Origin of the sequence: Bradyrhizobium cosmicum (assembly GCF_007290395.2) — a bacterium.
In the GTDB taxonomy this organism is placed as follows: domain Bacteria; phylum Pseudomonadota; class Alphaproteobacteria; order Rhizobiales; family Xanthobacteraceae; genus Bradyrhizobium; species Bradyrhizobium cosmicum.
Genome location: NZ_CP041656.2, coordinates 4,070,678 through 4,093,659, shown reverse-complemented (window position 1 = coordinate 4,093,659; position 22,982 = coordinate 4,070,678). Strand labels below are relative to the sequence as shown.

The 22,982-nt window shown below is 64.0% G+C and carries 22 protein-coding genes; 14 read left to right on the top strand and 8 right to left on the bottom strand.

Features of this window, described 5'->3' with window-relative positions; translation table 11 throughout:
• Nucleotides 1–45: 45 nt before the first annotated feature.
• A complete protein-coding gene (gene tyrS, locus FNV92_RS19755; RefSeq protein ID WP_143844922.1) occupies nucleotides 46–1,299 on the bottom strand; it encodes a tyrosine--tRNA ligase in 1,254 nt (417 codons plus the stop codon).
• A 160-nt stretch (nucleotides 1,300–1,459) separates the two neighbouring features.
• Between tyrS and FNV92_RS19750 the strand changes: the two genes are divergently transcribed.
• Both FNV92_RS19750 and FNV92_RS19745 read left to right on the top strand, forming a co-directional pair.
• Nucleotides 1,460–2,563 (top strand): anhydro-N-acetylmuramic acid kinase, encoded by a 1,104-nt coding sequence (locus FNV92_RS19750; protein WP_143844924.1) that lies wholly within the window; start codon nucleotides 1,460–1,462, stop codon nucleotides 2,561–2,563.
• A 96-nt stretch (nucleotides 2,564–2,659) separates the two neighbouring features.
• Complete coding sequence (locus FNV92_RS19745) at nucleotides 2,660–3,337, top strand: glutathione S-transferase family protein (RefSeq protein WP_143844926.1); 678 nt, start codon at nucleotides 2,660–2,662, stop codon at nucleotides 3,335–3,337.
• A gap of 44 nt (nucleotides 3,338–3,381) precedes the next feature.
• On the opposite strand, the gene FNV92_RS19740 is transcribed toward FNV92_RS19745, so the two are convergent.
• Complete coding sequence (locus FNV92_RS19740; RefSeq protein ID WP_015686431.1) at nucleotides 3,382–4,029, bottom strand: alpha/beta hydrolase; 648 nt, start codon at nucleotides 4,027–4,029, stop codon at nucleotides 3,382–3,384.
• Between the two features lie 345 nt (nucleotides 4,030–4,374).
• On the opposite strand from FNV92_RS19740, the gene FNV92_RS19735 reads away from it, so the two are divergent.
• The 8 genes from FNV92_RS19735 to FNV92_RS19700 all read left to right on the top strand — a co-directional run bounded on the left by FNV92_RS19735 (nucleotide 4,375) and on the right by FNV92_RS19700 (nucleotide 12,013).
• Nucleotides 4,375–5,514 carry a cysteine desulfurase family protein gene (locus tag FNV92_RS19735; protein WP_143844927.1) on the top strand — a complete coding sequence of 380 codons (1,140 nt, stop codon included), beginning with the start codon at nucleotides 4,375–4,377 and terminating at the stop codon, nucleotides 5,512–5,514.
• Between the two features lie 113 nt (nucleotides 5,515–5,627).
• Nucleotides 5,628–7,124: a Fe-S cluster assembly protein SufB gene (sufB, locus tag FNV92_RS19730; RefSeq protein WP_015686429.1), complete on the top strand. Its 1,497-nt coding sequence runs from the start codon at nucleotides 5,628–5,630 to the stop codon at nucleotides 7,122–7,124.
• 132 nt (nucleotides 7,125–7,256) lie between these two features.
• A complete protein-coding gene (gene sufC / locus FNV92_RS19725) occupies nucleotides 7,257–8,009 on the top strand; it encodes a Fe-S cluster assembly ATPase SufC (RefSeq protein ID WP_143844929.1) in 753 nt (250 codons plus the stop codon).
• 11 nt (nucleotides 8,010–8,020) lie between these two features.
• Entirely contained in the window at nucleotides 8,021–9,325 is a 1,305-nt protein-coding gene (gene sufD / locus FNV92_RS19720; RefSeq protein WP_143844931.1) for a Fe-S cluster assembly protein SufD, read from the top strand.
• The gene (locus tag FNV92_RS19715) at nucleotides 9,322–10,569 is read left to right on the top strand and encodes a cysteine desulfurase (RefSeq protein ID WP_143844932.1); all 1,248 of its coding nucleotides are present in this window, start codon (nucleotides 9,322–9,324) and stop codon (nucleotides 10,567–10,569) included. Before sufD ends, FNV92_RS19715 begins: the two co-directional genes overlap by 4 nt.
• On the top strand, nucleotides 10,566–10,937 hold the full coding sequence (locus FNV92_RS19710; protein ID WP_015686425.1) for an SUF system Fe-S cluster assembly protein: 372 nt from the start codon (nucleotides 10,566–10,568) through the stop codon (nucleotides 10,935–10,937). Before FNV92_RS19715 ends, FNV92_RS19710 begins: the two co-directional genes overlap by 4 nt.
• A gap of 63 nt (nucleotides 10,938–11,000) precedes the next feature.
• Nucleotides 11,001–11,411 carry a HesB/IscA family protein gene (locus FNV92_RS19705; RefSeq protein ID WP_143844933.1) on the top strand — a complete coding sequence of 137 codons (411 nt, stop codon included), beginning with the start codon at nucleotides 11,001–11,003 and terminating at the stop codon, nucleotides 11,409–11,411.
• Nucleotides 11,412–11,584: 173 nt separating this feature from the next.
• On the top strand, nucleotides 11,585–12,013 hold the full coding sequence (locus FNV92_RS19700) for a TfoX/Sxy family protein (RefSeq protein ID WP_143844935.1): 429 nt from the start codon (nucleotides 11,585–11,587) through the stop codon (nucleotides 12,011–12,013).
• Between the two features lie 24 nt (nucleotides 12,014–12,037).
• On the opposite strand, the gene fabA is transcribed toward FNV92_RS19700, so the two are convergent.
• From fabA to FNV92_RS19680, 4 genes are all read right to left on the bottom strand, one after another.
• Nucleotides 12,038–12,568, bottom strand: a complete 531-nt coding sequence (gene fabA / locus FNV92_RS19695) for a bifunctional 3-hydroxydecanoyl-ACP dehydratase/trans-2-decenoyl-ACP isomerase (protein WP_015686423.1) — start codon at nucleotides 12,566–12,568, stop codon at nucleotides 12,038–12,040.
• Between the two features lie 88 nt (nucleotides 12,569–12,656).
• Nucleotides 12,657–13,724 carry a GGDEF domain-containing protein gene (locus tag FNV92_RS19690; protein ID WP_143844937.1) on the bottom strand — a complete coding sequence of 356 codons (1,068 nt, stop codon included), beginning with the start codon at nucleotides 13,722–13,724 and terminating at the stop codon, nucleotides 12,657–12,659.
• A gap of 166 nt (nucleotides 13,725–13,890) precedes the next feature.
• A complete protein-coding gene (locus FNV92_RS19685) occupies nucleotides 13,891–15,426 on the bottom strand; it encodes a DEAD/DEAH box helicase (protein WP_143844939.1) in 1,536 nt (511 codons plus the stop codon).
• A 299-nt stretch (nucleotides 15,427–15,725) separates the two neighbouring features.
• Nucleotides 15,726–16,700 (bottom strand): helix-turn-helix transcriptional regulator, encoded by a 975-nt coding sequence (locus FNV92_RS19680; RefSeq protein WP_143844940.1) that lies wholly within the window; start codon nucleotides 16,698–16,700, stop codon nucleotides 15,726–15,728.
• Nucleotides 16,701–16,915: 215 nt separating this feature from the next.
• On the opposite strand from FNV92_RS19680, the gene FNV92_RS19675 reads away from it, so the two are divergent.
• Entirely contained in the window at nucleotides 16,916–18,430 is a 1,515-nt protein-coding gene (locus FNV92_RS19675; protein WP_143844942.1) for a caspase family protein, read from the top strand.
• A 69-nt stretch (nucleotides 18,431–18,499) separates the two neighbouring features.
• Here FNV92_RS19675 and FNV92_RS19670 read toward each other — a convergent pair whose 3' ends face one another.
• Complete coding sequence (locus FNV92_RS19670) at nucleotides 18,500–18,784, bottom strand: hypothetical protein (protein ID WP_015686418.1); 285 nt, start codon at nucleotides 18,782–18,784, stop codon at nucleotides 18,500–18,502.
• A gap of 201 nt (nucleotides 18,785–18,985) precedes the next feature.
• Between FNV92_RS19670 and FNV92_RS19665 the strand changes: the two genes are divergently transcribed.
• The 3 genes from FNV92_RS19665 to FNV92_RS19655 all read left to right on the top strand — a co-directional run bounded on the left by FNV92_RS19665 (nucleotide 18,986) and on the right by FNV92_RS19655 (nucleotide 22,128).
• Nucleotides 18,986–20,161, top strand: a complete 1,176-nt coding sequence (locus FNV92_RS19665) for an FAD-dependent oxidoreductase (RefSeq protein ID WP_416377761.1) — start codon at nucleotides 18,986–18,988, stop codon at nucleotides 20,159–20,161.
• Nucleotides 20,162–20,340: 179 nt separating this feature from the next.
• On the top strand, nucleotides 20,341–21,114 hold the full coding sequence (locus tag FNV92_RS19660) for an outer membrane protein (RefSeq protein WP_143844946.1): 774 nt from the start codon (nucleotides 20,341–20,343) through the stop codon (nucleotides 21,112–21,114).
• Nucleotides 21,115–21,279: 165 nt separating this feature from the next.
• Nucleotides 21,280–22,128 (top strand): outer membrane protein, encoded by an 849-nt coding sequence (locus tag FNV92_RS19655; RefSeq protein WP_143844948.1) that lies wholly within the window; start codon nucleotides 21,280–21,282, stop codon nucleotides 22,126–22,128.
• A 70-nt stretch (nucleotides 22,129–22,198) separates the two neighbouring features.
• On the opposite strand, the gene FNV92_RS19650 is transcribed toward FNV92_RS19655, so the two are convergent.
• Complete coding sequence (locus tag FNV92_RS19650) at nucleotides 22,199–22,969, bottom strand: SDR family NAD(P)-dependent oxidoreductase (protein ID WP_143844950.1); 771 nt, start codon at nucleotides 22,967–22,969, stop codon at nucleotides 22,199–22,201.
• Nucleotides 22,970–22,982: the final 13 nt, after the last annotated feature.

The window sequence follows — 22,982 nt, the reverse complement described above, 5'->3', positions numbered from 1 at the left end:
GAGCGCGCTTCGGCGCGCCCTGACAAGCATCAAAACCTCATACGCCTATGCAGGCCGGATGAGGACGTGCTTCTTCTTGCCGAACGACAGCTTGATCACGCCTTCCGGCGTCAGGCTGTCCGCAGACAGCGCCATCTTCTCGTCGGTGACTGATACGTCGTTGACGCGCAGGCCGCCGCCCTTGATCTGGCGCCGCGCCTCGCCGTTGGAGGCGACGAGGCCGGCCTTGACGAAGGCATTGAGCACGCCGAGGCCGGCGTCGAGCTCGCCGCGCGGAATTTCCACCGTCGGCAGGCTCTCGGCGAGCGCGCCTTCCTCGAAGGTGCGCCGCGCGGTTTCGGCCGCCTCGTTGGCGGCGTCGCGGCCGTGCAGCAATGCGGTCGCTTCGGTCGCGAGCACTTTCTTGGCCTCGTTGATCTCCGAGCCGCCGAGCGCTTCGAGCTTCTTGATCTCGCTCATCGGCAGCGTCGTGAACAGCTTCAGGAACTTGCCGACGTCGGCATCCTCGGTGTTGCGCCAGTACTGCCAGAAATCATACGGCGAGAACTGGTCGGCGTTGAGCCACACCGCGCCCTGCGCGGTCTTGCCCATCTTGGCACCGGATGCCGTGGTCAGCAGCGGCGTCGTCAGCGCGAACAGCTGGTGGGTACCCATGCGGCGGCCGAGATCGACGCCCATGATGATGTTGCCCCACTGGTCCGAGCCGCCCATCTGCAAATGGCAGCCGGTGCGCTTGGCGAGTTCGACGAAATCGTAGGCCTGGCAAACCATGTAGTTGAACTCGATGAAGCTCATCTCCTGCTCGCGCTCGAGGCGCAGCCGCACGGAGTCCATGGTCAGCATGCGGTTGACCGAGAAGTGCCGGCCGACGTCGCGCAGCATCTCGATCCAGTTCAGCTTGGTCAGCCACTCGGCATTGTCGAGCATGATGGCGTCGTTCTTGCCATCGCCGTAGTTCAGTACCTTGGCGAACACGCCGCGGATCGAGGCCTTGTTGGCCTCGATCTCGGCGACGGTACGCATCGCGCGCGTCTCGTCCTTGCCTGAGGGATCGCCGACCATGGTGGTGCCGCCGCCCATCAGCGTGATCGGCTTGTTGCCGGATTGCTGCAGCCAGTGCAGCATCATCATGGTCAGGTAGTTGCCGATGTGCAGCGAGCGGGCGGTGCAATCGTAGCCGACATAGGCGATCGCCTCGCCCTTGGCGGCGAGTGCGTCCAGCCCCTCGAAATCGGAGCACTGGTGGATGAATCCACGTTCCCTGAGGGTATTGAGGAAATCCGATTTAAATGCAGTCATCTGTCGGCGGACCTGATCATTCTTATTTTACGATCATTGCCGCAAGTTGCGGAACCGGCACGAGCCGGGCTGCCGCAAAAATGCGCGCTGTGGCATTATAAGATGTGCTTGTTTGATACAAGTCGGGCGTCCGGGCAGGGGGCTTCGAGGCTCGCTTAAGATGATGTTGACGGCACTCGGTTTGATGAGCGGCACCTCGCTGGACGGGGTGGACGTTGCGCTGATCGAAACCGACGGAAAACAGGTGAAGGCGTTTGGACCATCCGGCTACCGGCCGTATAGTCCTGCGGAGCGCAACCTGCTGCGCCAGGCGCTGAGCGAGGCCGTGCACCTGCCGCAACGCGATGCCCGGCCGGGCATTCTGGCCGAGGCGGAGCGCGCGGTGACGCAGGCACATGCCGAGGCGGTCTCGGCATTCGTGGCCCAGAACCGGATGAGGCCGGAGGACATCGACATCGTCGGCTTTCACGGCCAGACCGTGCTGCACCGTCCCGAGCGGCGGCTGACGGTGCAGATCGGTGATGCCGCCATGCTGGCGAAAGCGATCCATATCCCAGTGATGCACGACTTCCGCGCCGCCGACGTCGAGGCCGGCGGGCAGGGCGCGCCGTTCGTGCCGGTCTACCACCGCGCACTCGCCAACTCGCTTGCGCGCGAGGGACCGATCGTCGTGGTCAATATCGGCGGCGTCTCCAACATCACCTATATCGACGGCAACGACACGCTGATCGCCTGTGACACTGGGCCCGGCAACGCGCTCCTCGACGATTTCATGTACCGCACCATGAACCAGGCGTTCGACGCGGAAGGAAAGTTTGCAGCGCTCGGCAAGGCAGACGAGGCCTGGATTGCGGGGGCGCTGCAATTACCATTCTTCGCAGCTCCGCCACCGAAATCGCTCGACCGCAACGACTTTGCCGCCTTGAAGCTCGGCGATGTGCCGCCGGCCGACGGTGCCGCGACGCTGACCGCCTTCACCGCGGCAGCAATTGCCCGCGTCATTCCGCTGCTGCCGCGGCGGCCGCGGAGCTGGATCGTCTGCGGCGGCGGCGCCCGCAACCTTACCATGCTGCGGATGCTGCGGGAGCGGGTCGGTTCAGCCACGGTGGAGGCGGCCGAGACGCTCGGCTGGGCCTCCGACGCGATCGAGGCCCAGGCCTTCGGCTTCCTCGCCGCACGCGGCCTGAAAGGCCTGCCGTTGTCCTATCCCGCCACCACGGGCGTGCCGATGCCGATGACCGGCGGGGTGATCGCACGGCCGTGAGGCGCGGCAAGTAAATGCAAATGCATTGATCTTGACGGATATATGCAAGTGCATCTATCTTGGGCGTAGTTGCATCAAACCGCCGGGATCATTGCCATGACCGCTTCACTGAAACTGATCAGCCACAAGCTTTGCCCCTATGTGCAGCGCGCCGTGATCGCGCTGAAAGAGAAGGGCGTGCCGTTCGAGCGGGTCGACATCGATCTCGCCAACAAGCCCGACTGGTTCCTGAAGCTCTCGCCGCTCGGCAAGGTGCCGGTGCTGGTGGTGACGACCGACAAGGGCGAGGTCGCGCTGTTCGAGAGCAACGTGATCTGCGAGTACATCGAGGAGACGCAAGGCGGTGCGAAGCTGCACCCGGCCGATGCGCTCAAGCGTGCGGAGCACCGCGCCTGGATGGAGTTCGGCTCGGCGATCCTCGGCGACCTCTGGGGCCTGGAGACCACGACGGATCCGGCGACATTCGAGAGCAAGCGGCAGGCGCTCGCGGCGAAATTCGCGCGTGTCGAAGCTGCGCTTGGCGAGGGACCGTACTTTGCGGGCGAGGCGTTCAGCCTGGTCGATGCCGTGTTCGCGCCGGTGTTCCGCTATTTCGATCTGTTCGATGAGTTGACCGAGCACGGCATCTTCAAGGATCTGCCGAAGGTGCAGGCGTGGCGTGCCGCGCTTGCGAAACGCCCGAGCGTGCGCTCAGCGGTCGACTCGAATTATCCTGAGTTGCTCCGCGCGTTTCTCGTGCGCCACGACGCGCATCTGCTCAAGCTCGCGGCTTGAGCCGTAGCCCGGATGGAGCGGACACCATCCGGGCTACAAGTGTCTCAGCGCACGTTGGCCAGACGCATGTCGAGATACGCCGTGATGGTTTCCATCAGCGGCTCGAGCTTGGCATCGAAGAAGTGGTTGGCGCCGGGGATGATCTGCTGGTCGATCACGATGCCCTTCTGCGTCTTCAGCTTCTCGACCAGCGTGTTGACGTCCTTGGGCGGCACCACCGCATCCTTCTCGCCATGCACGATCAGGCCCGAGGACGGGCAGGGCGCGAGGAACGAGAAGTCATAGAGATTGGCCGGCGGCGCGATCGAGATGAAGCCTTCGACCTCGGGGCGACGCATCAGGAGTTGCATGCCGATCCAGGCGCCGAAGGAGAAGCCGGCGACCCAGCAGGCGCGCGCTTCGGGATTGATGGTCTGCGCCCAGTCGAGCGCGGCCGCCGCATCCGACAATTCGCCGGTGCCGTGGTCGAACGAGCCCTGGCTGCGGCCGACGCCGCGGAAGTTGAAGCGCAACACCGAGAAGCCGCGATGCGCGAACGCGTAGTAGCACTGGTAGATGATCTGATGATTCATCGTGCCGTGAAACTGCGGATGCGGATGCAGGACCATCGCGATCGGCGCGTTCTTCTGCTTGGCCGGATGATAGCGGCCTTCGAGGCGGCCAGCGGGGCCAGTGAAAATAACTTCAGGCATTGGATGATCTCTTGATCCCTTGAAGGCGGTCCTCAACAACCAACCGATGGCACGGACTTCATCGGCTGCTGTGCCGACCAAGCCGCGAATGGAAGGGTGGAGCGGCGCCCTCGGATGATGCGCGAGCGGCGCGCGGTGAACTGACGCGCGCGTTCTAACATGAGGCGTGGGTCAAAAAGCAAGCATCTTGAACATCCCGCAATGGGGTCAAGGTGTTAGCGTGTCACCGGCATGTCATGGCCCGGCGCGGACCGGAATCATGGTTGCCAAGCGGCTGGCAGCAGCCCATGTCGGGCATCGAAACGGGTGAAGCAGCTCTTGCCGTTGAGGTAATATATTACTTTCATGCCAAAGCGCGTTTATCTCGACTGGAATGCGACCACGCCGCTTCGCGTCGAGGCACGGGACGCAATGTTTGCCGCCTACGACCTGATCGGCAATCCATCCTCGGTACATGCCGAGGGACGCGAGGCGCGGCGGCTGGTCGAGGACGCCCGCGCCACGCTTGCCGCGGCGGTGGGGGCGTTGCCGCGCAACGTCGTCTTCACCTCCGCCGGAACCGAGGCCAATGCGCTGGCGCTGTCGCCCGGCTTGCGGGGGCCGTCTGGCCGCCCGGTCGAGCGGCTGCTGGTCTCGGCGATCGAGCATGCCTCGGTGCTGGCAGGCGGCCGGTTCCCTGCGGACAAGATCGGCCAGATCAAGGTCTCAGGCTCCGGCGTGATCGACCTCGGCCATCTCAAGGCGCTGCTCGGAGACGGGCCGCCGGCACTGGTTTCGATCATGGCGGCCAACAACGAGACGGGGGCAATCCAGCCGGTCGCGGAGGCCGCCCGGATCGTTCACGAGGCCGGCGGCCTGCTGCATGTCGATGCGATCCAGGCGTTGGGGAAAATTCCGTTCGATATCAATGCAGTGGGGGCCGACCTTGCGACTTTCTCTGCGCACAAGATCGGTGGCCCCAAGGGTGTGGGCGCGCTGGTCGTGGCGGAGGGACTTGCCGGGCTTGAACCTGTGCTGCGGGGCGGCGGGCAGGAGCAGAGCCGCCGTGCGGGAACCGAGAATGTCGCAGGCATCGCCTGCTTCGGGGCGGCGGTGAAAGTCGCGCTTCAGGCTCTGCCGGAGGATGCGGAGCGGATAGCAACCCTCAGGGATCGCTTGGAAAACGGCATTCGCGCGATTGCCGGCGGGATGGTCTTCGCCGAGAACGTTCAGCGGTTGCCAAATACCGTCCTGTTTACCGCGCCTGGCCTGAAGGCCGAGACCGCCGTGATCGGCTTCGACCTCGAAGGTGTGGCGGTGTCCTCGGGCTCGGCTTGCTCCTCGGGCAAGGTCCAGCCATCCCACGTGCTGTCGGCGATGGGTTATGATGCCGCCGTGGCCCAGGGAGCGGTGCGTCTCAGTCTGGGCTGGTCCACGGAACCCGATGATATCAATAGGGCGTTAGAGGCTTGGCGAAAGCTCGGTAATACCCTACTTAGAGCCTAGGCGATGAAACACGGCTTGAACGGTTCTAAGCACGTGCTTTCTGCCAAAAGACATCGTAGTACTCGTCAGAGTTTGATCCACCGCGGTCCTTGAAACCGCGAGCGGAGGATAGAATGCCAGCCGTGCAAGAGACGGTCGATCGCGTGAAGCGCATCGACGTCGATCAGTATCGTTATGGGTTTGAGACCCTGATCGAGTCCGACAAGGCCCCCAAGGGGCTGTCGGAAGAGACCGTCAAGTTCATCTCCGAGAAGAAGAACGAACCCGCCTGGATGCTCCAGTGGCGGCTCGAGGCCTATCGGCGCTGGCTGACCATGACCGAGCCGACCTGGGCCCGCGTCGACTATCCCAAGATCGACTTCCAGGACCTCTATTACTATTCGGCGCCGAAGCCGAAGAAGACGATCACCTCGCTCGACGAGATCGATCCGGAGATCCTGAAGACCTACGAGAAGCTCGGCATCCCCTTGCGGGAAGTCGCCATGCTCGAAGGCGTCGAGCCCAAGCCCGGCGAGCAGGACCCCAACAGGCGCAAGATCGCGGTCGACGCGGTGTTCGATTCGGTCTCGGTCGCGACCACCTTCAAGGCCGAGTTGAAGAAGGCCGGCGTGATCTTCATGCCGATCTCGGAGGCGATCCGCGAGCATCCCGAACTGGTCCAGAAATATCTGGGCTCGGTGGTTCCGACTTCTGACAATTTCTACGCGACGCTGAACTCGGCGGTGTTCTCCGACGGCTCGTTCGTCTACGTGCCGCCGGGGGTGCGCTGCCCGATGGAGCTGTCGACCTATTTCCGCATCAACGAGCGCAACACCGGCCAGTTCGAGCGCACGCTGATCATCGCCGACAAGGGCTCTTACGTCAGCTATCTCGAAGGCTGCACCGCACCGCAGCGCGACGAGAACCAGCTGCACGCCGCCGTGGTCGAGCTCGTCGCCCATGACGACGCCGAGATCAAATATTCGACGGTGCAGAACTGGTATCCCGGCAATTCGGAAGGCAAGGGCGGCATCTACAATTTCGTCACCAAGCGTGGCGACTGCCGTGGCAACAACTCCAAGATCTCCTGGACCCAGGTCGAGACCGGGTCGGCGATCACCTGGAAGTACCCGAGCTGCATTCTCCGCGGCGACAACTCGCGCGGCGAGTTCTACTCGATCGCGATCTCGAACGGCTATCAGCAGGTCGACTCCGGCACCAAGATGATCCATCTCGGCAAGAACACGTCGAGCCGGATCATCTCCAAGGGCATCGCAGCCGGCAAGTCGCAGAACACCTATCGCGGCCTCGTCACCGCCCATCGCAAGGCGACCGGCGCGCGCAACTTCACGGCCTGCGATTCCCTGCTGATCGGCGACAAATGCGGCGCGCACACCGTGCCGTATATCGAGGCGAAGAACTCCTCGGCGACGTTCGAGCACGAGGCCACGACCTCGAAGATCTCCGAGGACGTGCTGTTCTACTGCATCCAGCGCGGCCTTTCGCAGGAAGAGGCGGTCGGCCTCGTCGTCAACGGCTTCGTCAAGGACGTGCTGCAGCAACTGCCGATGGAGTTCGCGGTGGAAGCGCAGAAGCTGATCTCGATCTCGCTCGAAGGCAGTGTCGGCTAGCCCAGGCTTCATCCTGAGGAGGCCGCGGAATGCGGCCGTCTCGAAGGATGGCTACGGAAAGATTGTTGGCCTCATTCCTTCGAGACGCGCCTTCGGCGCTCCTCAGGATGAGGGGATAGATGGAAAAAAATTATGGCTTTGCTTGAAGTGAAAGACCTGCAGGTTCGTGTCGAGGAGCGTGAGATCCTCCACGGCCTGACGCTGACCGTGAACGAGGGCGAGATCCACGCCATCATGGGGCCGAACGGCTCCGGCAAGTCGACGCTCTCCCACGTCATCGCCGGTAAGCCGGGCTATGAGGTCACCGGCGGCCAGATCCTGTTCAAGGGAGAAGACCTGCTGGAGATGAAACCGGAAGAGCGCGCCGCCAAGGGCGTGTTCCTGGCGTTCCAGTATCCGGTCGAGATTCCCGGCGTTGCCACCATGACGTTCCTGCGCACCGCACTGAACGCGCAGCGCAAGGCGCGCGGCGAGAGCGAATATTCGACGCCGGACTTCCTGAAGAAAGTCCGCGAGGTCTCGAAGTCGCTGAACATCCCGCAGGACATGCTCAAGCGCGGCGTCAATGTCGGCTTCTCCGGCGGCGAGAAGAAGCGCAACGAGGTGTTGCAGATGGCGCTGTTCGAACCGAGCCTTTGCATCCTCGACGAGATGGATTCGGGCCTCGACATCGACGCGCTGCGCATCGCGGCCGACGGCGTCAATGCGCTGCACTCGCCCAAGCGCGCGATGGTCGTCATCACCCACTATCAGCGGCTCCTGAACTACATCGTGCCGGACATCGTGCACGTGATGTCGAGGGGCCGTGTCGTGAAGAGCGGCGGCAAGGAACTGGCGCTCGAGCTGGAGGCGTCCGGCTACGCCCAGTTCGAGGACGCCGCGTAAGGAATTTTGCGATGAACGTTGCTGTGGCAAAGACCGGAAACGGCCGCGCGGTGAGCGATCTCTTCGCCAGCGCCGAAGGCCGGTTGCCGGGTTCGCCTTCCGTGATCGCGGCCCGCCGCGAGGCGTTTGAGACCTATGAGCGTCTCGGCCTGCCGCATCGCCGGATCGAGGAATGGAAATACACCGATCTGCGCGCGCTTGTCGGCGAGGTGCTGCCGCTTGCGGCCGCGCCCGATGCGGCTGCGCTGAAACTTGCCGCGGATGCCGTGAAGGCGCATGCGATCAATGGCGCCCGCAAGCTGGTGCTGGTCGACGGGGTGTTCGCGGCCGATCTCTCCGACGCCAAGGCGCTGGCTGCCGAGGCGGGCTTTGCGACGTTGCGGGAGACTCTGGACAAGAGTTCTGATCTTCTGAAGACCGCAGCCACGGATGCCGTGATCGCGCTGAATGCCGCGTTGGCGACCGACGGCGTCGTCTTGTCGATCGCGGACGGCGCACAGCTGTCAGCGCCGATCCAGATCATCCACGTCGCGACCGCCGCTTCGGTGTCGACCTTCACCCGTTCGCAGGTAAAGGTCGGGAACGGCGCCCGCGCTACCATCATCGAGACCTTCGTCGCCGCTGGTGCAAAAGCCTACCAGGTCAGCGACGCCGTCATTGTCACGGTCGGCGACAACGCTGACGTCGCGCATATTCGCTTGATGGACGATGCGCCTGACGCCGTGAACATCACCTCGCAGTTCGTCACCGTCGGTGCGAACTCGAAGCTGAACTTCTTCAACATGACCACCGGTGCTGCCGTCAGCCGCCTGCAGGGCTTCATCACCCTGGCGGGCGAGGGCAGTGAGCTCCTGGTCAACGGCGCGAACCTGTTGCAGAAGACCGAGCATGGTGACACCACGCTGGTGGTCGACCACGCCGTACCGAACTGCGTCAGCCGCGAAATCTTCCGCGCCGTGCTGGACGATCGTGCCCATTCGGTGTTCCAGGGCCGCATCATCGTCCGTCCCGACGCGCAGAAGACCGACGGCAAGATGATGATCCGCGCGCTGCTGCTCTCGGACGAAGCCGAAGCCGACAACAAGCCTGAGCTGGAAATCTTTGCCGACGACGTCTCCTGCGGCCACGGTGCCACCGCCGGCGCGCTCGACGACAACCTGCTGTTCTACCTGAAGGCGCGCGGCCTGCCCGAGAAGCAGGCCCAGGCGCTGCTGATCCAGGCCTTCGTCGGCGAAGCCATCGAGCAGATTGCCGACGACGGCTTGCGCGAGCACGTGATCGGCATTGCCGAGTGCTGGCTGGAGCGGCGCCAATGAGCACGCATCCCGCAGTCAAGAACGGCGCCTACGACGTCGCGCGCGTGCGCCAGGACTTCCCGGCGCTCGCCATGCAGGTCTACGGCAAGCCGCTGGTCTATCTCGACAACGCCGCCTCCGCCCAGAAGCCGAGCGCCGTGCTCGACCGCATGACGCAGGCCTATACCAGCGAATACGCCAACGTGCATCGCGGCCTGCATTACCTCGCCAACGCCGCGACGGAAGCCTATGAAGGCGGCCGCACCAAGGTCGCGCAGTTCATCAATGCGCCGCGGACCGAGGAAGTGATCTTCACCCGCAATGCGACGGAGGCGATCAATCTGGTCGCATCGTCCTGGGGCGGGCCGAACATCAAAGAGGGCGACGAGATCGTCATCTCGATCATGGAGCACCATTCCAACATCGTGCCGTGGCATTTCCTCAGGGAACGCCAGGGCGCGGTGATCAAATGGGCGCCGGTCGACGACGAGGGCAATTTCCTAATCGACGAGTTCGAGAAGCTGCTGACGTCGAAGACCAAGCTGGTCGCGATCACGCAGATGTCGAACGCTCTCGGCACCATCGTGCCGGTCAAGGACGTCGTGAAGATCGCCCACGCACGCGGCATTCCCGTGCTGGTCGACGGCAGCCAAGGCGCGGTGCATCTGCCCGTGGACGTCCAGGACATCGGCTGCGATTTCTACGTCTTCACCGGCCACAAGGTCTACGGTCCGACCGGCATCGGCGTGCTCTGGGCCAAGTACGACCACCTCGTCGCGATGCGCCCCTTCAACGGCGGCGGCGAGATGATTCGCGAGGTCTCGCGCGACATCGTCACCTATGGCGATCCCCCGCACAAATTCGAGGCCGGCACGCCCGCGATCGTCGAGGCCGTCGGCCTTGGCGCGGCCATCGACTACGTCAACTCGATCGGCAAGGAGCGCATCGCCGCGCACGAGCACGATCTGGTCACCTACGCCCAGGAGAAGCTGCGCGAGATCAACTCGCTGCGGCTGATCGGCACGGCGCGGGGCAAGGGCCCGGTGATCTCCTTCGAGCTCAAGGGCGCCCACGCCCACGACGTTGCCACCGTGATCGACCGCCAGGGCATCGCGGTGCGCGCCGGCACCCATTGCGTGATGCCGCTTTTAGAGCGGTTCAACGTTACGGCCACATGCCGAGCCTCGTTCGGCATGTATAATACACGGGAAGAAGTCGATCATCTGGCACAGGCGCTTTTGAAAGCGCGGGATTTGTTCGCATGAGTGACACGGCCGAAATCAAAGCCAATCCGATGGAGACCCATTCGGCGCTGCCGCCGGAGGAAACCGAGCGTCTCACCACCGAGATCATCGCCGGCCTCAAGACCGTGTTCGATCCGGAAATTCCGGCCGACATTTACGAGCTCGGCCTGATCTACAAAGTCGAGATCAAGGACGACCGCTCGGTCGACGTCCAGATGACTCTGACGACGCCGAACTGTCCGGCCGCCGGCGAACTGCCGACCATGGTCGAAAACGCGGTCGCCAGCGTTCCCGGCGTCGGCGTGGTCGACGTCAAAGTCGTCTGGGAGCCGGCCTGGACCCCCGAACGCATGAGCGACGAGGCCCGCCTCGTGCTCAACATGTGGTGACGCGTAACGCCTGCTTTGAATCTTCGGCATTGAATTCGCGCCGCAACGGACCACATCATTGACATGACCCAGATATCGTCAGGCTCGACACCAGCATCCACTCCCAAGCCGCGGCGGCCACGCCCGCAGGTGATGCGGCTGACCGACGCTGCCGCCCAGCGCATCAGCGAACTGACGAGCCGCGCGGACTCCGAGATCGTCGGCCTCCGCGTCGGCGTGAAGAACGGCGGCTGTGCCGGCCAGTCTTACACGGTCGAATATGCCCATGATGTCCGCCCGACCGACGAGGTCGTCGAGGACAAGGGTGTCAAGATCCTGGTCGACCCCAAGGCCGTGCTGTTCCTGCTCGGCACCGAGATGGACTACAAGGCCGACAAGATGCAGGCCCAGTTCGTCTTCAACAACCCCAACCAGGTCTCCGCCTGCGGCTGCGGCGAATCGGTCGAGCTGCGGCCGGCCAAGATCGACGGCTAAGCCTCGTCCGCGCCAAGTGCTCCGTCGTCGTCCCGGCGAACGCCGGGACCCATACCGCGTGATCTGGCGTATCAATACCACGCTGGAACGACCAACAGTCTTCGTTAAACTTCTTCCTGTGGTTATGGGTCCCCGCTTTCGCGGGGAAGACGCCGAGGGGGGAGAGTTGGGCGATGGACCGTGAATTCCTGATCGACCTGTTCGCCGATTTCGGCCCCGTTACCATCCGCAAGATGTTCTCCGGCTACGGCATCTCCGCCGATGGCATCAACTTCGCGCTCGCCTTGCGCGCCGGCCTGTTCTTCCGCGCCGACGCGGCGACAATCCCGGACTATGAGGCCGAAGGCTCAAGGCCGTTCCAGTATTCGACCCGTGCCAAGACCGTGACGGTCAATTCCTACTGGGAGCTGCCGGCGCGCCTGTTCGACGATTCCGAGGATCTCGTCAGATGGGCGAGGGCTGCACTCGCCGCCGCCCAGCGCGCCAAGGTGAAGCGGCCGAAGAAGAAAGCAGCGAGCAAGCCTGCGAAAAAGGCCGCGGCGAAGAAGCCCGCTGCCAAGAAGCGTCAGGCCAAGAAAGCAACCAAGAGAGCGGTGCGGTAGGATGCGTGCTCACCCTGCGAGACTTCACTCCACGGACTTCGTCAGACCGACTCTCATATCCTTGGCCGTGAAGACACAGACGCCGTCCGCAAGCACGCGGCCGTCGGCAATTCCGAGCACCAGCTTGCCGCGCCGGACCATGCGCATGGCGACCTCGTAGCGCACGCATGCTGTGTCCGGCGTGATGAATCCCGTGGCTTCCACCTCGCCGACGCCGATGGCGCGGCCCTTGCCCGGGGACCCCGACCAGCCGAGCCAGTAGCCGATCATCTGCCACATCGCATCGAGGCCGAGGCTTCCCGGCATGATCGGATCACCGCGAAAGTGGCAATCGAAGAACCAATGGCCTGGTGCGATGTCGAGCTCGCCCGTGATGTGGCCCTTGCCGAATTCGCCGCCGTCCACGCTGATCTCGGTGATGCGGTCCATCATCAGCATGGGCGGTGCAGGCAGTTGCGCATTGCCCGGGCCGAAATAGCCGCCCTCGCTCGATCTCAGCAGCTCGTCCCTGGTGTAGGACGGTTGCGGGGTGTGAAAATCATGAGGGTTTGGCACGACGACGAGTCCTCTGGATGGTCGCGGTGAGACGGCGAGGACGATGTCGTTCGTGAGGTTTGAATGTCAAGCGCGCGCCGCTTCGGCGTCACGCCACCCGGCTATGGGTCTCGACGACGAACTCCGGATCGGCTTCGCAGATCACGCGGTTGCGGCCGTTGCGCTTGGCGGCGTAGAGGCAGGCGTCCGCGCGCTCGATCAGCGCTTCGGTGTCGTCGCCCTGCTTAAGCATTGATACGCCGACGGAGATGGTGACGCGGCCGAGGATCTCGCCGGTCGACTTCTTCTTCAATTCCTTCGCCATCACCGCACGGCGGATGTGGTCGGCCACAGTGAGGGCCTGGCGCAGCGAGGTGCTGGGAAGCACCACCGCGAATTCCTCGCCGCCATAGCGCGCGGTGATGTCCTGGCCCTTGATGGTCTGCTTCAGCGACAGGCCGACGAGCCGCAGCACCTGGTCACCGGTGAGATGGCCGTAGGAATCGTTGAACGACTTGAAGTGGTCGATGTCGAACAGCAGCAGTGACAGCGGCTCGCCCGACGCAAGCGCGCTCTGCACGGCCATGCCGATCATGCGATCGAAATATTTGCGGTTGCCGAGCCCCGTGAGCGGATCGGTCAGGCTCTCGGCGCGGATCGCCTCCAGGCTCTGCTGGAGGTTGCTGATCTCGTTCTTCGACAGCGAGAGCCGGTCTTCGAGCGCCTTGTTGGTCTCGCGCATCTCCGTGGTCGAACGCAGCAGCGTCTCGACGATCGAGGTGATCTGTTCTCGGCTCTGGGCGGACGAGAGTCTTTCGGTCGCGCCCGACAGGCTGGCATCGTAGGAGCCGGTCATCCCGAGCGCTTCGCTCAAGACCTTCATCACGTCGTCGATCTCGCCGATGACGCGCGCACCGACCTTGTCGATACGGTCGGTGGTCTTGATATGGGAGAGATAGGTCTCGTAGATCTGCTCGAGATCGCCTTCGGTCAGCTTGCCGTGGCGCGCCAGCGTCTCGTTGATGATCTTGTTGAGCGGAGCGTTATAGCCCGTGGCGTAGACGTACCAGATCTCGTAATTGCGAGGGATCGCGGTTTGCCGAAGCGACCGGATCTGACCGAGCGCCACTTCGGCAAACGCCATCGTGCGTTCGTGTTCGTCGAGCACCTTGACCACGGAACATTCCCCACGGCGGCCGGTGCGCGGCCGGTCGCTACAATGCTTAAATTATGTTCGTAGGCTAACGGGTGTTCGTGAACGGCCAGTAAATATACGGGCTTCAATGCATCAGAAAAAGTGTCGCGGCGAGCCTGCTCAACCGCGACTCCCGGTGCATTGTGGTTCAGGCGCCGGCGGGGGAGCGCACCGGCCGGAGCAGAAACGCCGGAAGATGCGAATGATCGCCGGGCTCGCTGTCGGCGTCGCGCTGGCGGCGCGGCTCGGGACGTCCGATCGAAGGCACGTGCGCCGCATTGGCTTGCGGGCGCGAGTTGTGACGCGGCTCGGAGGAGGCCCGCGCCTCACGGGGAGGCCTTGCCTCGCGTGCGGGCCTCGCCTCGGGGGCGGGCCGCGCTTCTGCCGCAGGCCTCGGCTCAGAAGCCTGTCTCGCCTCGCCACGCGCTTCGCGCGGCTCGTGGCTGCGTTCACGGTCGCGGCGGCCGCGTTGCGGCTTGCCGCGTCCGCCGCGCGAACGTTCGCGGCCACGCTGCTCGCGCGGACGCTCGCTCTGCTCGGCGCCGCCGGCGCTCACTTCGTAGTCGCCCTCGGCGCGCGGAATGGTCTGGCCGATCAGCTTCTCGATCGCGACCATCGACTTCTGGTCGAGCGGTGTCACGAGCGAGATCGCGGTGCCGGTGCGGCCGGCGCGGCCGGTACGGCCGACGCGATGGACGTAATCGTCGGGATGGTGGGGAACGTCGAAATTGAAGACGTGGCTGACCTCGGGGATGTCGAGGCCGCGGGCGGCGACGTCAGAGGCCACGAGCAGCGGCAGCTCGCCCTTGCGGAACTGTTCGAGCGCCGCCGTGCGGGCCGACTGGTCCATGTCGCCGTGCAGGGCGCCGACGCTGAAACCGTGCTTCTGCAGCGATTTGTGGACGACCGCGACTTCACGCTTGCGATTGCAGAAGATGATCGCGTTCTGGAGATCCTTGGCCTCGCGCAGCAGGCGTCGCAACAATTCGCGCTTCTCATGCGCCTCGCGGCCGGCGGGGACCTGACACTGCGTGACGGTCACGGCGGTGGTGGCGGGCTTGGACACTTCGACCTTCTGCGGATTGTGCAGGAAGGTCTCGGTGATGCGCCGGATCTCCGGCGGCATGGTCGCGGTGAAAAACAGCGTCTGCCGCGTGAACGGGACGAGCTTGCAGACGCGTTCGATGTCGGGAATGAAGCCCATGTCCAGCATGCGGTCGGCTTCGTCGATGACGAGCAGCTCGACGCCGGTGAGCAGCAGACCGCCGCGCTCGGTATGGTCAAGCAGGCGGCCGGGCGTTGCGATCAGGACGTCGACGCCGCGCGTCAGCTTGGCATCCTGGTCGCCGAATGACACGCCGCCGATCAGGAGGGCGACGTTAAGCTTCTGGCCGGCCCCGTAGCGGTCGAAGTTTTCCTTCACCTGCGCCGCAAGCTCGCGGGTCGGCTCCAGGATCAGCGTGCGCGGCATGCGCGCCCGGGCTCTGCCCTTTTCGAGGATGGTGAGCATCGGCAGCACGAAGGCCGCGGTCTTGCCGGTGCCGGTCTGGGCGATGCCGAGCACGTCCTTGCGAGCGAGGACGTGGGGGATCGCCTGTTCCTGGATGGGGGTGGGGGTAGTGTAACCTGTGGCCGCCACTGCGGCGAGGACTTTTTCGGATAGTCCGAGATTTGAAAAGGACATTGAGCCTCTGCTCGAAACCGCCGTTCGGAATCGAGGGTGATTAAGGCTGTCGCGTTCCACCCCGAAACGGCGCGCTCTCAAAGAAGCTGGGGGTGCTGACTCACGCGAACCAAGCGCAACGCTCAGGAATCGGTCTTCGATCTGAGCCGCGTCGCTTCGGAACATAGGCGGGAATCGGGCAAAGTCAATGGAGCGGGCGCGGGAAGACCCTAAAAAACCTGAGCTTTTCGCCCAAATAGCGGGCTTGACTGGGGTTTTCCGCCTCGGCCGTCGACCGGCCTGCAGCGGTAGCCAGAACGCTAACGCGCCGCTTGGGCGCGGAAATCGCCTGGGGCCATCCCGTAGGCGGCGTTGAAGACCCGATAGTAGGTCGCCAGGCTCTCGAAGCCGCAGGAGGTCGCGATGTCGGCGATCAGCCGGTCCGGCGCCTCGCGCATCAGGCGGCGGCTCTGTTTCAGGCGCTCGTCGGTCACTGTTTGCGAGAAGCTCTTTGCCGCCGATTCGAACAGCATATGCAGGTGACGCACGGACACGCCGAGCAGGGCGGCCACCATCGCCGGTGCCAGACCGGGGTCTTGCAGGTGGCGTGCGATCAGGCGCCGTGCTTGCGAGTGGCGCGCGGTTCGCAGCGCCGCCTGGCCGAGCCGGCTGCCGGGCCGTACGATGCCGCGCTCGATCAGCGCCAGATGGCCGAGCGCCTGAACCAGGGAGGCCTGGACCAGAGCGGTTTCACCGGTGGCGCCGTCGTCGCCCTCGGCGGCCTCGCCGACGTCGGCGAAGCAGGCATCAAGCAGGGGCGCCAGGCCTGGATCGTCGAACCGCCGGGGCACAAGCTCGCGCATGCGCTTGTCCTGCGTCGACAGGCCGCTGACGGGGATCTTCAGGATCCGCAGGTGGAAGCCGCCTGCGCCGAGCGGCACGGTGCGATAGGGCTGGTCGGTATGGCTGGTGGCGAAGCCGCCATTGGCGATCGCGAAATCGCCTGCGCGCATGCCGCCGAACCAGCCGCCGATACCAAGCTGCTGGTAGACGCAGATGCTGTCGCCGGGCGCGTAGGCGATGTCGGCGGCGCTGCGCTCGACCGTATAGTGCGAGGCCTTCAGCTCGACGAGGCCGGCGCAGCCGATCTGGCGCAGCGAGAATTCGCCGTAGAAGTCTCCGCGCCGTTCGCGTTCGAGCTCGGCGGTGACGCCGAACAGGCCTTTGGAGCGCACCTCGCGCCAATAGTCGAAGCGGTCATGCGGATCGACTTCGTCGGTACACCAGCGATACACGGCAGCCCCTGCTTCCAGTGCAATTGCCCAAGATGATTGTCTACGAAAAAGCAGATTCCGGAGGAATCTGCCATAGGGGTTTGATGGAACCGGAGGCAATTGCCTGTTGAACCGTCGATACGGCTGGACCGACTATCACATCAGCGGCGGACGGCTCCAATGAACCTCTGTTCGAAGGAGCCGGCGGAGCGCCGTCCTGCAACGGGAATTTCGCGATGACGCGTTGGCCTTTCAGAATTCTGGCAGCCCTCGGCCTTGCGGCGTGCCTGAGCGCGATCGCGCTTCCGGCCCATGCCGAGAAGCGCGTCGCGCTCGTCGTCGGCAACAACGACTACAGGAACGTCCCGAAACTGCTCAAGGCCGTCAACGACGCCCGCACCATGGGCGATACGCTGAAGCAGCTCGGCTTCTCGGTGATGGTCGCCGAGAACCAGAGCCGGCAGCAATTCTCCGAGACGTTGCTCGCCTTCGACAGGACGGTCGAGCCTGGCGACACCGCGTTCTTCTTCTATGCCGGCCACGGATTCGAGATCGCGGGCCAGAACTACCTGCTGCCGACCGACGTGCCGGCGGCGACGGAAGGGCAGGAAGAGCTGGTGCGCGACGCCTCGATCCTTGCCGACCGCATCATCGAGCGCCTGCAGAACAAGAAGGCACGGACCTCGATCCTGGTGTTCGACGCCTGCCGCAACAATCCGTTCGAACGCAGCGGGACGCGTGCAGTCGCAGGTTCCGGCGGGCTTGCGCCAATGACGCAACTGCCAGAGGGCGTGTTCTCGGTGTTCTCGGCAGGTCCCCGCCAGACCGCTCTTGATCGTCTCTCCAACGACGACGCCAATCCGAATTCGGTGTTCACGCGCACCTTTGCCAGGGCGCTGCTCGAGCCCGGCGAGAACCTCGTGCAGGTGGCACAGCGCACCCGCCGTCTCGTCAGCGAGATGGCCGGCACCGTCAAGCACAGGCAGGTGCCGGTTTATTTCGACCAGATGGTCGACGACGTCTTCCTCAGCGGTATCGCCAAGGATGCTACCGCGCGTCCCGCCGATCCTCCGCCGCAGAAGGTCGCGGCGCTGCCGCCGGTGTCGGTGCCGCGCCTGCCGAAGGAGGAAACCTCCAATGCGCCGATCGCGAGCTTCTCGCGGCACAATGGCGGCTGGAGCGTGGTGTTCTCTTTCGCCGACCCCACGCTCGGCATTTCCTGGCGCATGGCCGGCAATGCCGATTTTCGCGAAACCGGCTTCATCGACACGCTCGATCCGCGCACGCGCAAGCGAATGCCGAACCCGTCGATCGAATTGCCGCCCGACGCGCAGGCCGGCACCATCGAGGTTCGCTATGTCGACCAGTCCGGCGACATGCAGGGGCCGTTTCCGATCAAGTTCGATCCGGAGGCCGCTCTGATCCGCGACCAGCGCAAGATCCTCGACATGACCGCGACGAGCTGGCTGTCGTTTCGCGAGTTCAACGGGCTGCTGGTCTACTACACGCATCTGGTTTCGTATCGCTGCGCCATCCGCGAGGTGCGCATCGGGATCGACACCGCCGTGCCGAACCAGGTGCTGAAGATGCCGAACTGCGACATGCGCGATCCGAGCGCGATCAGCGCCGGCATGCCGCTCTACATGAAGCTCGCCCCGGCGACGCAGTCCGTCTCGGTGGAGCTGACCTATCGCGACGGCAGCGTGTCGGAGATCAAGAGTTTCCGCACCACCAACCGCAGCAACAACTAAGCACTCCGGGGACGGTCTGAGGATCTGTTGACGCCTCGGCGCGGAGAATGGTTCCTGCGCGGAACGCTGTCAGCCGCGGCGCTTCCTGATGGCGCGCTTGATGGAGTCAATTGCTTCCATCAAGGGTGGTGCCAGCGAGAAGAACGCCCCCATGGCGATCGAGATGACGACGTGGCGAAGCAGGAACTTCTCCTGCTCCTCGAACGGATAGCCGTTCTGGTCGATCCGCACCGGCGCGAGTGTGCCTGTGCCGTGCTGATCCGGCTTCCGCGGTTTGCGCGGCGGCAGCATGATCACGACGAAAAGCACGTTGATCAGCAGCCAGATGCCGAGCACTATGAGAATCGTCTGCACTGCAACTTCCCGAAATCGATCGACGTCTTTGCAACGCTAACGGCCATTCACCGCTGCGGCAAACCAATTCAATGTTGCTGCAGTGCGAAGAGGACTAAAGTCGTAAACGAGGACCCGATCGTGGAACCAGCTGCGTCACAGCCACCCCAGGCGCGTTCCGTGAAGGTCCGGTGCTGCATTGTCGGCGGCGGGCCTGCGGGCATGATGCTCGGCTATCTCCTGGGGCGCGCCGGCATCGAGGTCGTGGTGCTGGAGAAGCATGCGGATTTCTTCCGCGACTTCCGTGGCGACACCGTGCATCCCTCGACGCTTCAGGTCATGGACGAGCTCGGTCTGATCGACGCCTTCCTGAAGCTGCCGCACCAGCGCCTGCAGAAGATGGACGGCCTGTTTGGCGGCACGCATGTGCGCATCGCCGATCTCGGCCGGCTCCACACCAAATACCCGTTCATCGCCTTCATGCCGCAATGGGATTTTCTGAATTTCATGCGCGAGGCCGGCAAGCGCTTTGCTTCGCTCAAGGTGATGATGAATGCGGAAGCCGTCGACCTGATCCGCCATGGCGACGCCATCGCCGGCGTGCGTGCGAGGACGCCGGAGGGGCCGATCGATATCGAAGCCGATCTCACCATCGCTTGCGACGGCCGGCATTCGACCGTGCGCGAGCGCGCGGGGCTCAGTGTGGAGGAGATCGGCGCGCCGATGGATGTGCTGTGGTTCCGCGTCGGCCGCAAGGCGGACGAGACCGAGAACCTGTTCGCGCGCGTCGAGTCCGGCAGGATGATGATCACCTTCGACCGCGGCGACTACTGGCAATGCGCCTATGTCATTGCCAAGGGACAATACGACGCGGTGAAGGCAAGGGGATTGCAGGCGCTGCTGGACGACATCGTGCGCATGGCGCCGGTGCTCGAGTGCGGCATTGCCGATGTGAAGGGCTTCGACGACGTCAAGCTGCTCACCGTGGCGATCAACCGCCTGGCGAGCTGGACGCGGCCGGGTCTGCTCTGCATCGGCGATGCCGCGCATGCGATGTCTCCGGTCGGCGGTGTCGGGGTCAATCTCGCCGTGCAGGATGCGGTCGCGACCGCCAACCTGCTCGCCGACAAGCTTCAGCACGGCTGCCCGTCCGAGAACGAGCTCGACGCCGTGCGCCGCCGGCGTGAATTCCCGGTGAAGATGACGCAAGCCATGCAGGTGGTCGTGCAGAACAATATCATCCGCGGCGCCCTGCAGGGCGGCGACCGGCCTCTGAAGGTGCCGCTGGTCGTGCGCCTCGTCACTGCGCTGCCATGGCTTCAGGGCATTCCGGCGCGGCTGCTTGCGCTTGGCGTGCGGCCCGAGCATGTGCAGTCGAAGGCAATGTCGTCACCATAGCGCACGAATTCGGTAGGGATAATGTCGCGTTAAATTGCGCGCAATGCGTTGCGCGCATGCAACAGCGCAAACGGATTCAAGGTCGGCCCGAGGTCAATCCGGCGTCTTAACTTTCTTGATTCAAATTTGAGTAAGACCTGCGTGTGACCGTGCGCCCATCAAAGGACACGGGGTGTACCATGCGTAACAAATTGATTGCCGCCTTCGCCTGCACGACCGCTCTGGTTTCGGCCGGTGCTGCCTCCGCCGCCGATCTTGGTGCGCGCTACACGAAGGCGCCGGCTTATGTCGAGCCGCTGTTCAACTGGACCGGGTTCTATGTCGGCGGCCACATCGGTGGCGCCTGGACCAACGAGCAGTTCATCAACAGCGGAAACACGACGGGCTTCGGCGATCTCGCTCCGGGCGAGGGCTTCCGTCAACGCAAGTCGGGCGTCATGGGCGGCGCCCAGATCGGCTACAACTGGCAGGCCAACAACTACGTGTTCGGCATGGAAGGCACGATCTCCGGCCTCGACAACAAGGGCTCGTTCACGAACACCGTGTTTGGCGCCGGCCTCGACGATCAGTTCAGCTGGCGCGCAAATGTGCTTGCGACGGTCGTCGGTCGTGCCGGCTTTGCCGTGCAGAACAACCTGTTCTACGTCAAGGGCGGCTATGCCGGCGTGAACAACCGTCTTTCGGTGGTCGACAACGTTCCGAATCCGTCGACCGGCTCGGGCGGTCAGACCCACTGGGCCAACGGCTGGACCGTCGGCGCCGGTTGGGAATACGGCATCACCCGCAACTGGATCGTCGGCCTCGAATACAACTACGCGGCCTTCGGCAGCCAGACCTATCAGCTCGGCGGCACCTCCGGCAGCTACACCTTCGATGCCAAGCCGCGCGACATCCAGTGGGCCGTCGTCCGCGCGAGCTACAAGTTCGATGGACCGGTCATCGGCCGTTACTGAGTGCGTCAAGAAACGACCAAGCAAGCGACAAGAAACGATCACGACCCAAATTTAAAAGCCCCGGCTTCGCCCGGGGCTTCTTTTTTGCGTTGTCATCCGATCGAAGGACGCTCGCGTCTATGACGCAGCATAACCTGTTCCTGCGAATCTCGCGCAACGTCCTCAATGTTGCGCGATAATTTGGAATTGGTGATGAAAAGACAAGTTGCGCGGACGCTTGCCGTTGCTTTGCTGCTCTCCGTTGCCACAGGCGGAGCGGCTTCCGCCGCGGACATGGCCGTGAAGGCGTCTGCGATCATGCCGCCGGCGGCGGTCTACAACTGGACCGGCTGGTATGCCGGCGTGAATGGCGGCTGGGCATTCGAAGGCAACGCGACAGGACGTCTGGTGTCGGCCGATCCGCTGTTCAACGCCGTGCTGGCCGTAGGGGGCACCCCCACGTTCTTTGGTGTCAAACATGAAGGCGGCTTTGGTGGCGGGCAGGTCGGCTACAACTGGCAAATGGCCAATTGGCTGGTCGGCGTCGAAGCCGATATCCAGGGCGCGGATATCGGCCGTACTTCGACACTCGCTTTCCCGGGCACTACGGCTGGTATTGCCCCGAGTGTCTCCACCGCGCGCGATTACATCGCCTGGTTCGGCACGCTACGCGGACGCGTTGGATTGCCAGTCGGCCCGGCGCTGTTGTACGCGACAGGCGGTCTCGCCTACGGCGGTGTCAGAACCACGGTCACCAATTCCTATGCGCCGGCAACGGGCAACTTCGCTGGCAACGACAGCAGCACGCGGGTGGGATGGGCGGCAGGCGCCGGCGTCGAATGGGGCTTTGCCCCCAGTTGGACGTTGCGTGGCGAGTATCTGCACCTCGATCTAGGTCGGTCGAACGTCACCATGGCCGATCCGGCGGCTCTCCCCGGCGTGGTCGCGACCTATGGCTTCAGCCACGTGACGGACGCCGTCCGTGTCGGCGTTAATTATCGCTTCGGTCCAACATCCGTCGTCGCGAAATACTGATTCTTCCCGCGCATAATCCATGAAAGCCCCGGCGTGCAGCCGGGGCTTTTGGTTGTTCGTGGGATGCTTCCTACGCCATCACCGAGAACCCGCCGTCGACGGGAATCGCGGTGCCCGTGACGAAGTTCGAGGCGGGCGAGGCGAGGAAGACGGCGATGCCCGCGAAGTCGTCGATGTCGCCCCAGCGCCCGGCGGGCGTGCGCGCCAGCACGCGCTCGTGCAGGCCCGAGACCTGCTTGCGCGCGCCGCGGGTGAGGTCGGTGTCGATCCAGCCCGGCAGGATGGCATTGACCTGGATGTTGTCGGGCGCCCAGGCATTAGCGCAGGCGCGCGTGTACTGCACGATGCCGCCCTTGCTGGCCGCATAGGCGGTGGCGAAGCTCGCACCGAAGATCGACATCATCGAGCCGATGTTGATGACCTTGCCGTTGCCCGACGCCTTCAGCGCCGGATAGGCCAGCTTCGAGCACAGGAATGCGCTGGTGAGGTTGGTGTTGATCACCGTGTTCCATTCGTCGAGCTCGAGCTCGTGCGGCGGCTTACGGATGCTCATGCCGGCATTGTTGATGAGGATGTCGATGCGGCCGAGATCCCTGACGACACGCTCGACCATTGCAGCGATGGCCGCCTTGTCGGTGACGTCGGTGGTGACGGCAATCGCCTTCACGCCGCGCTGCTTGAGGTCGGCAACCGCGGCGGCCGACTTGGCTTCATTGCGTCCGACCACGGCGATATCGGCGCCTGCGTCGGCGAGCCCGTGCGCCAGGCCAAGCCCGATGCCGCCATTTCCCCCTGTGACGATTGCGACTTTGCCGCGGAGATCGAACCGGTTGGATGTCATGTTTTTATTTCCT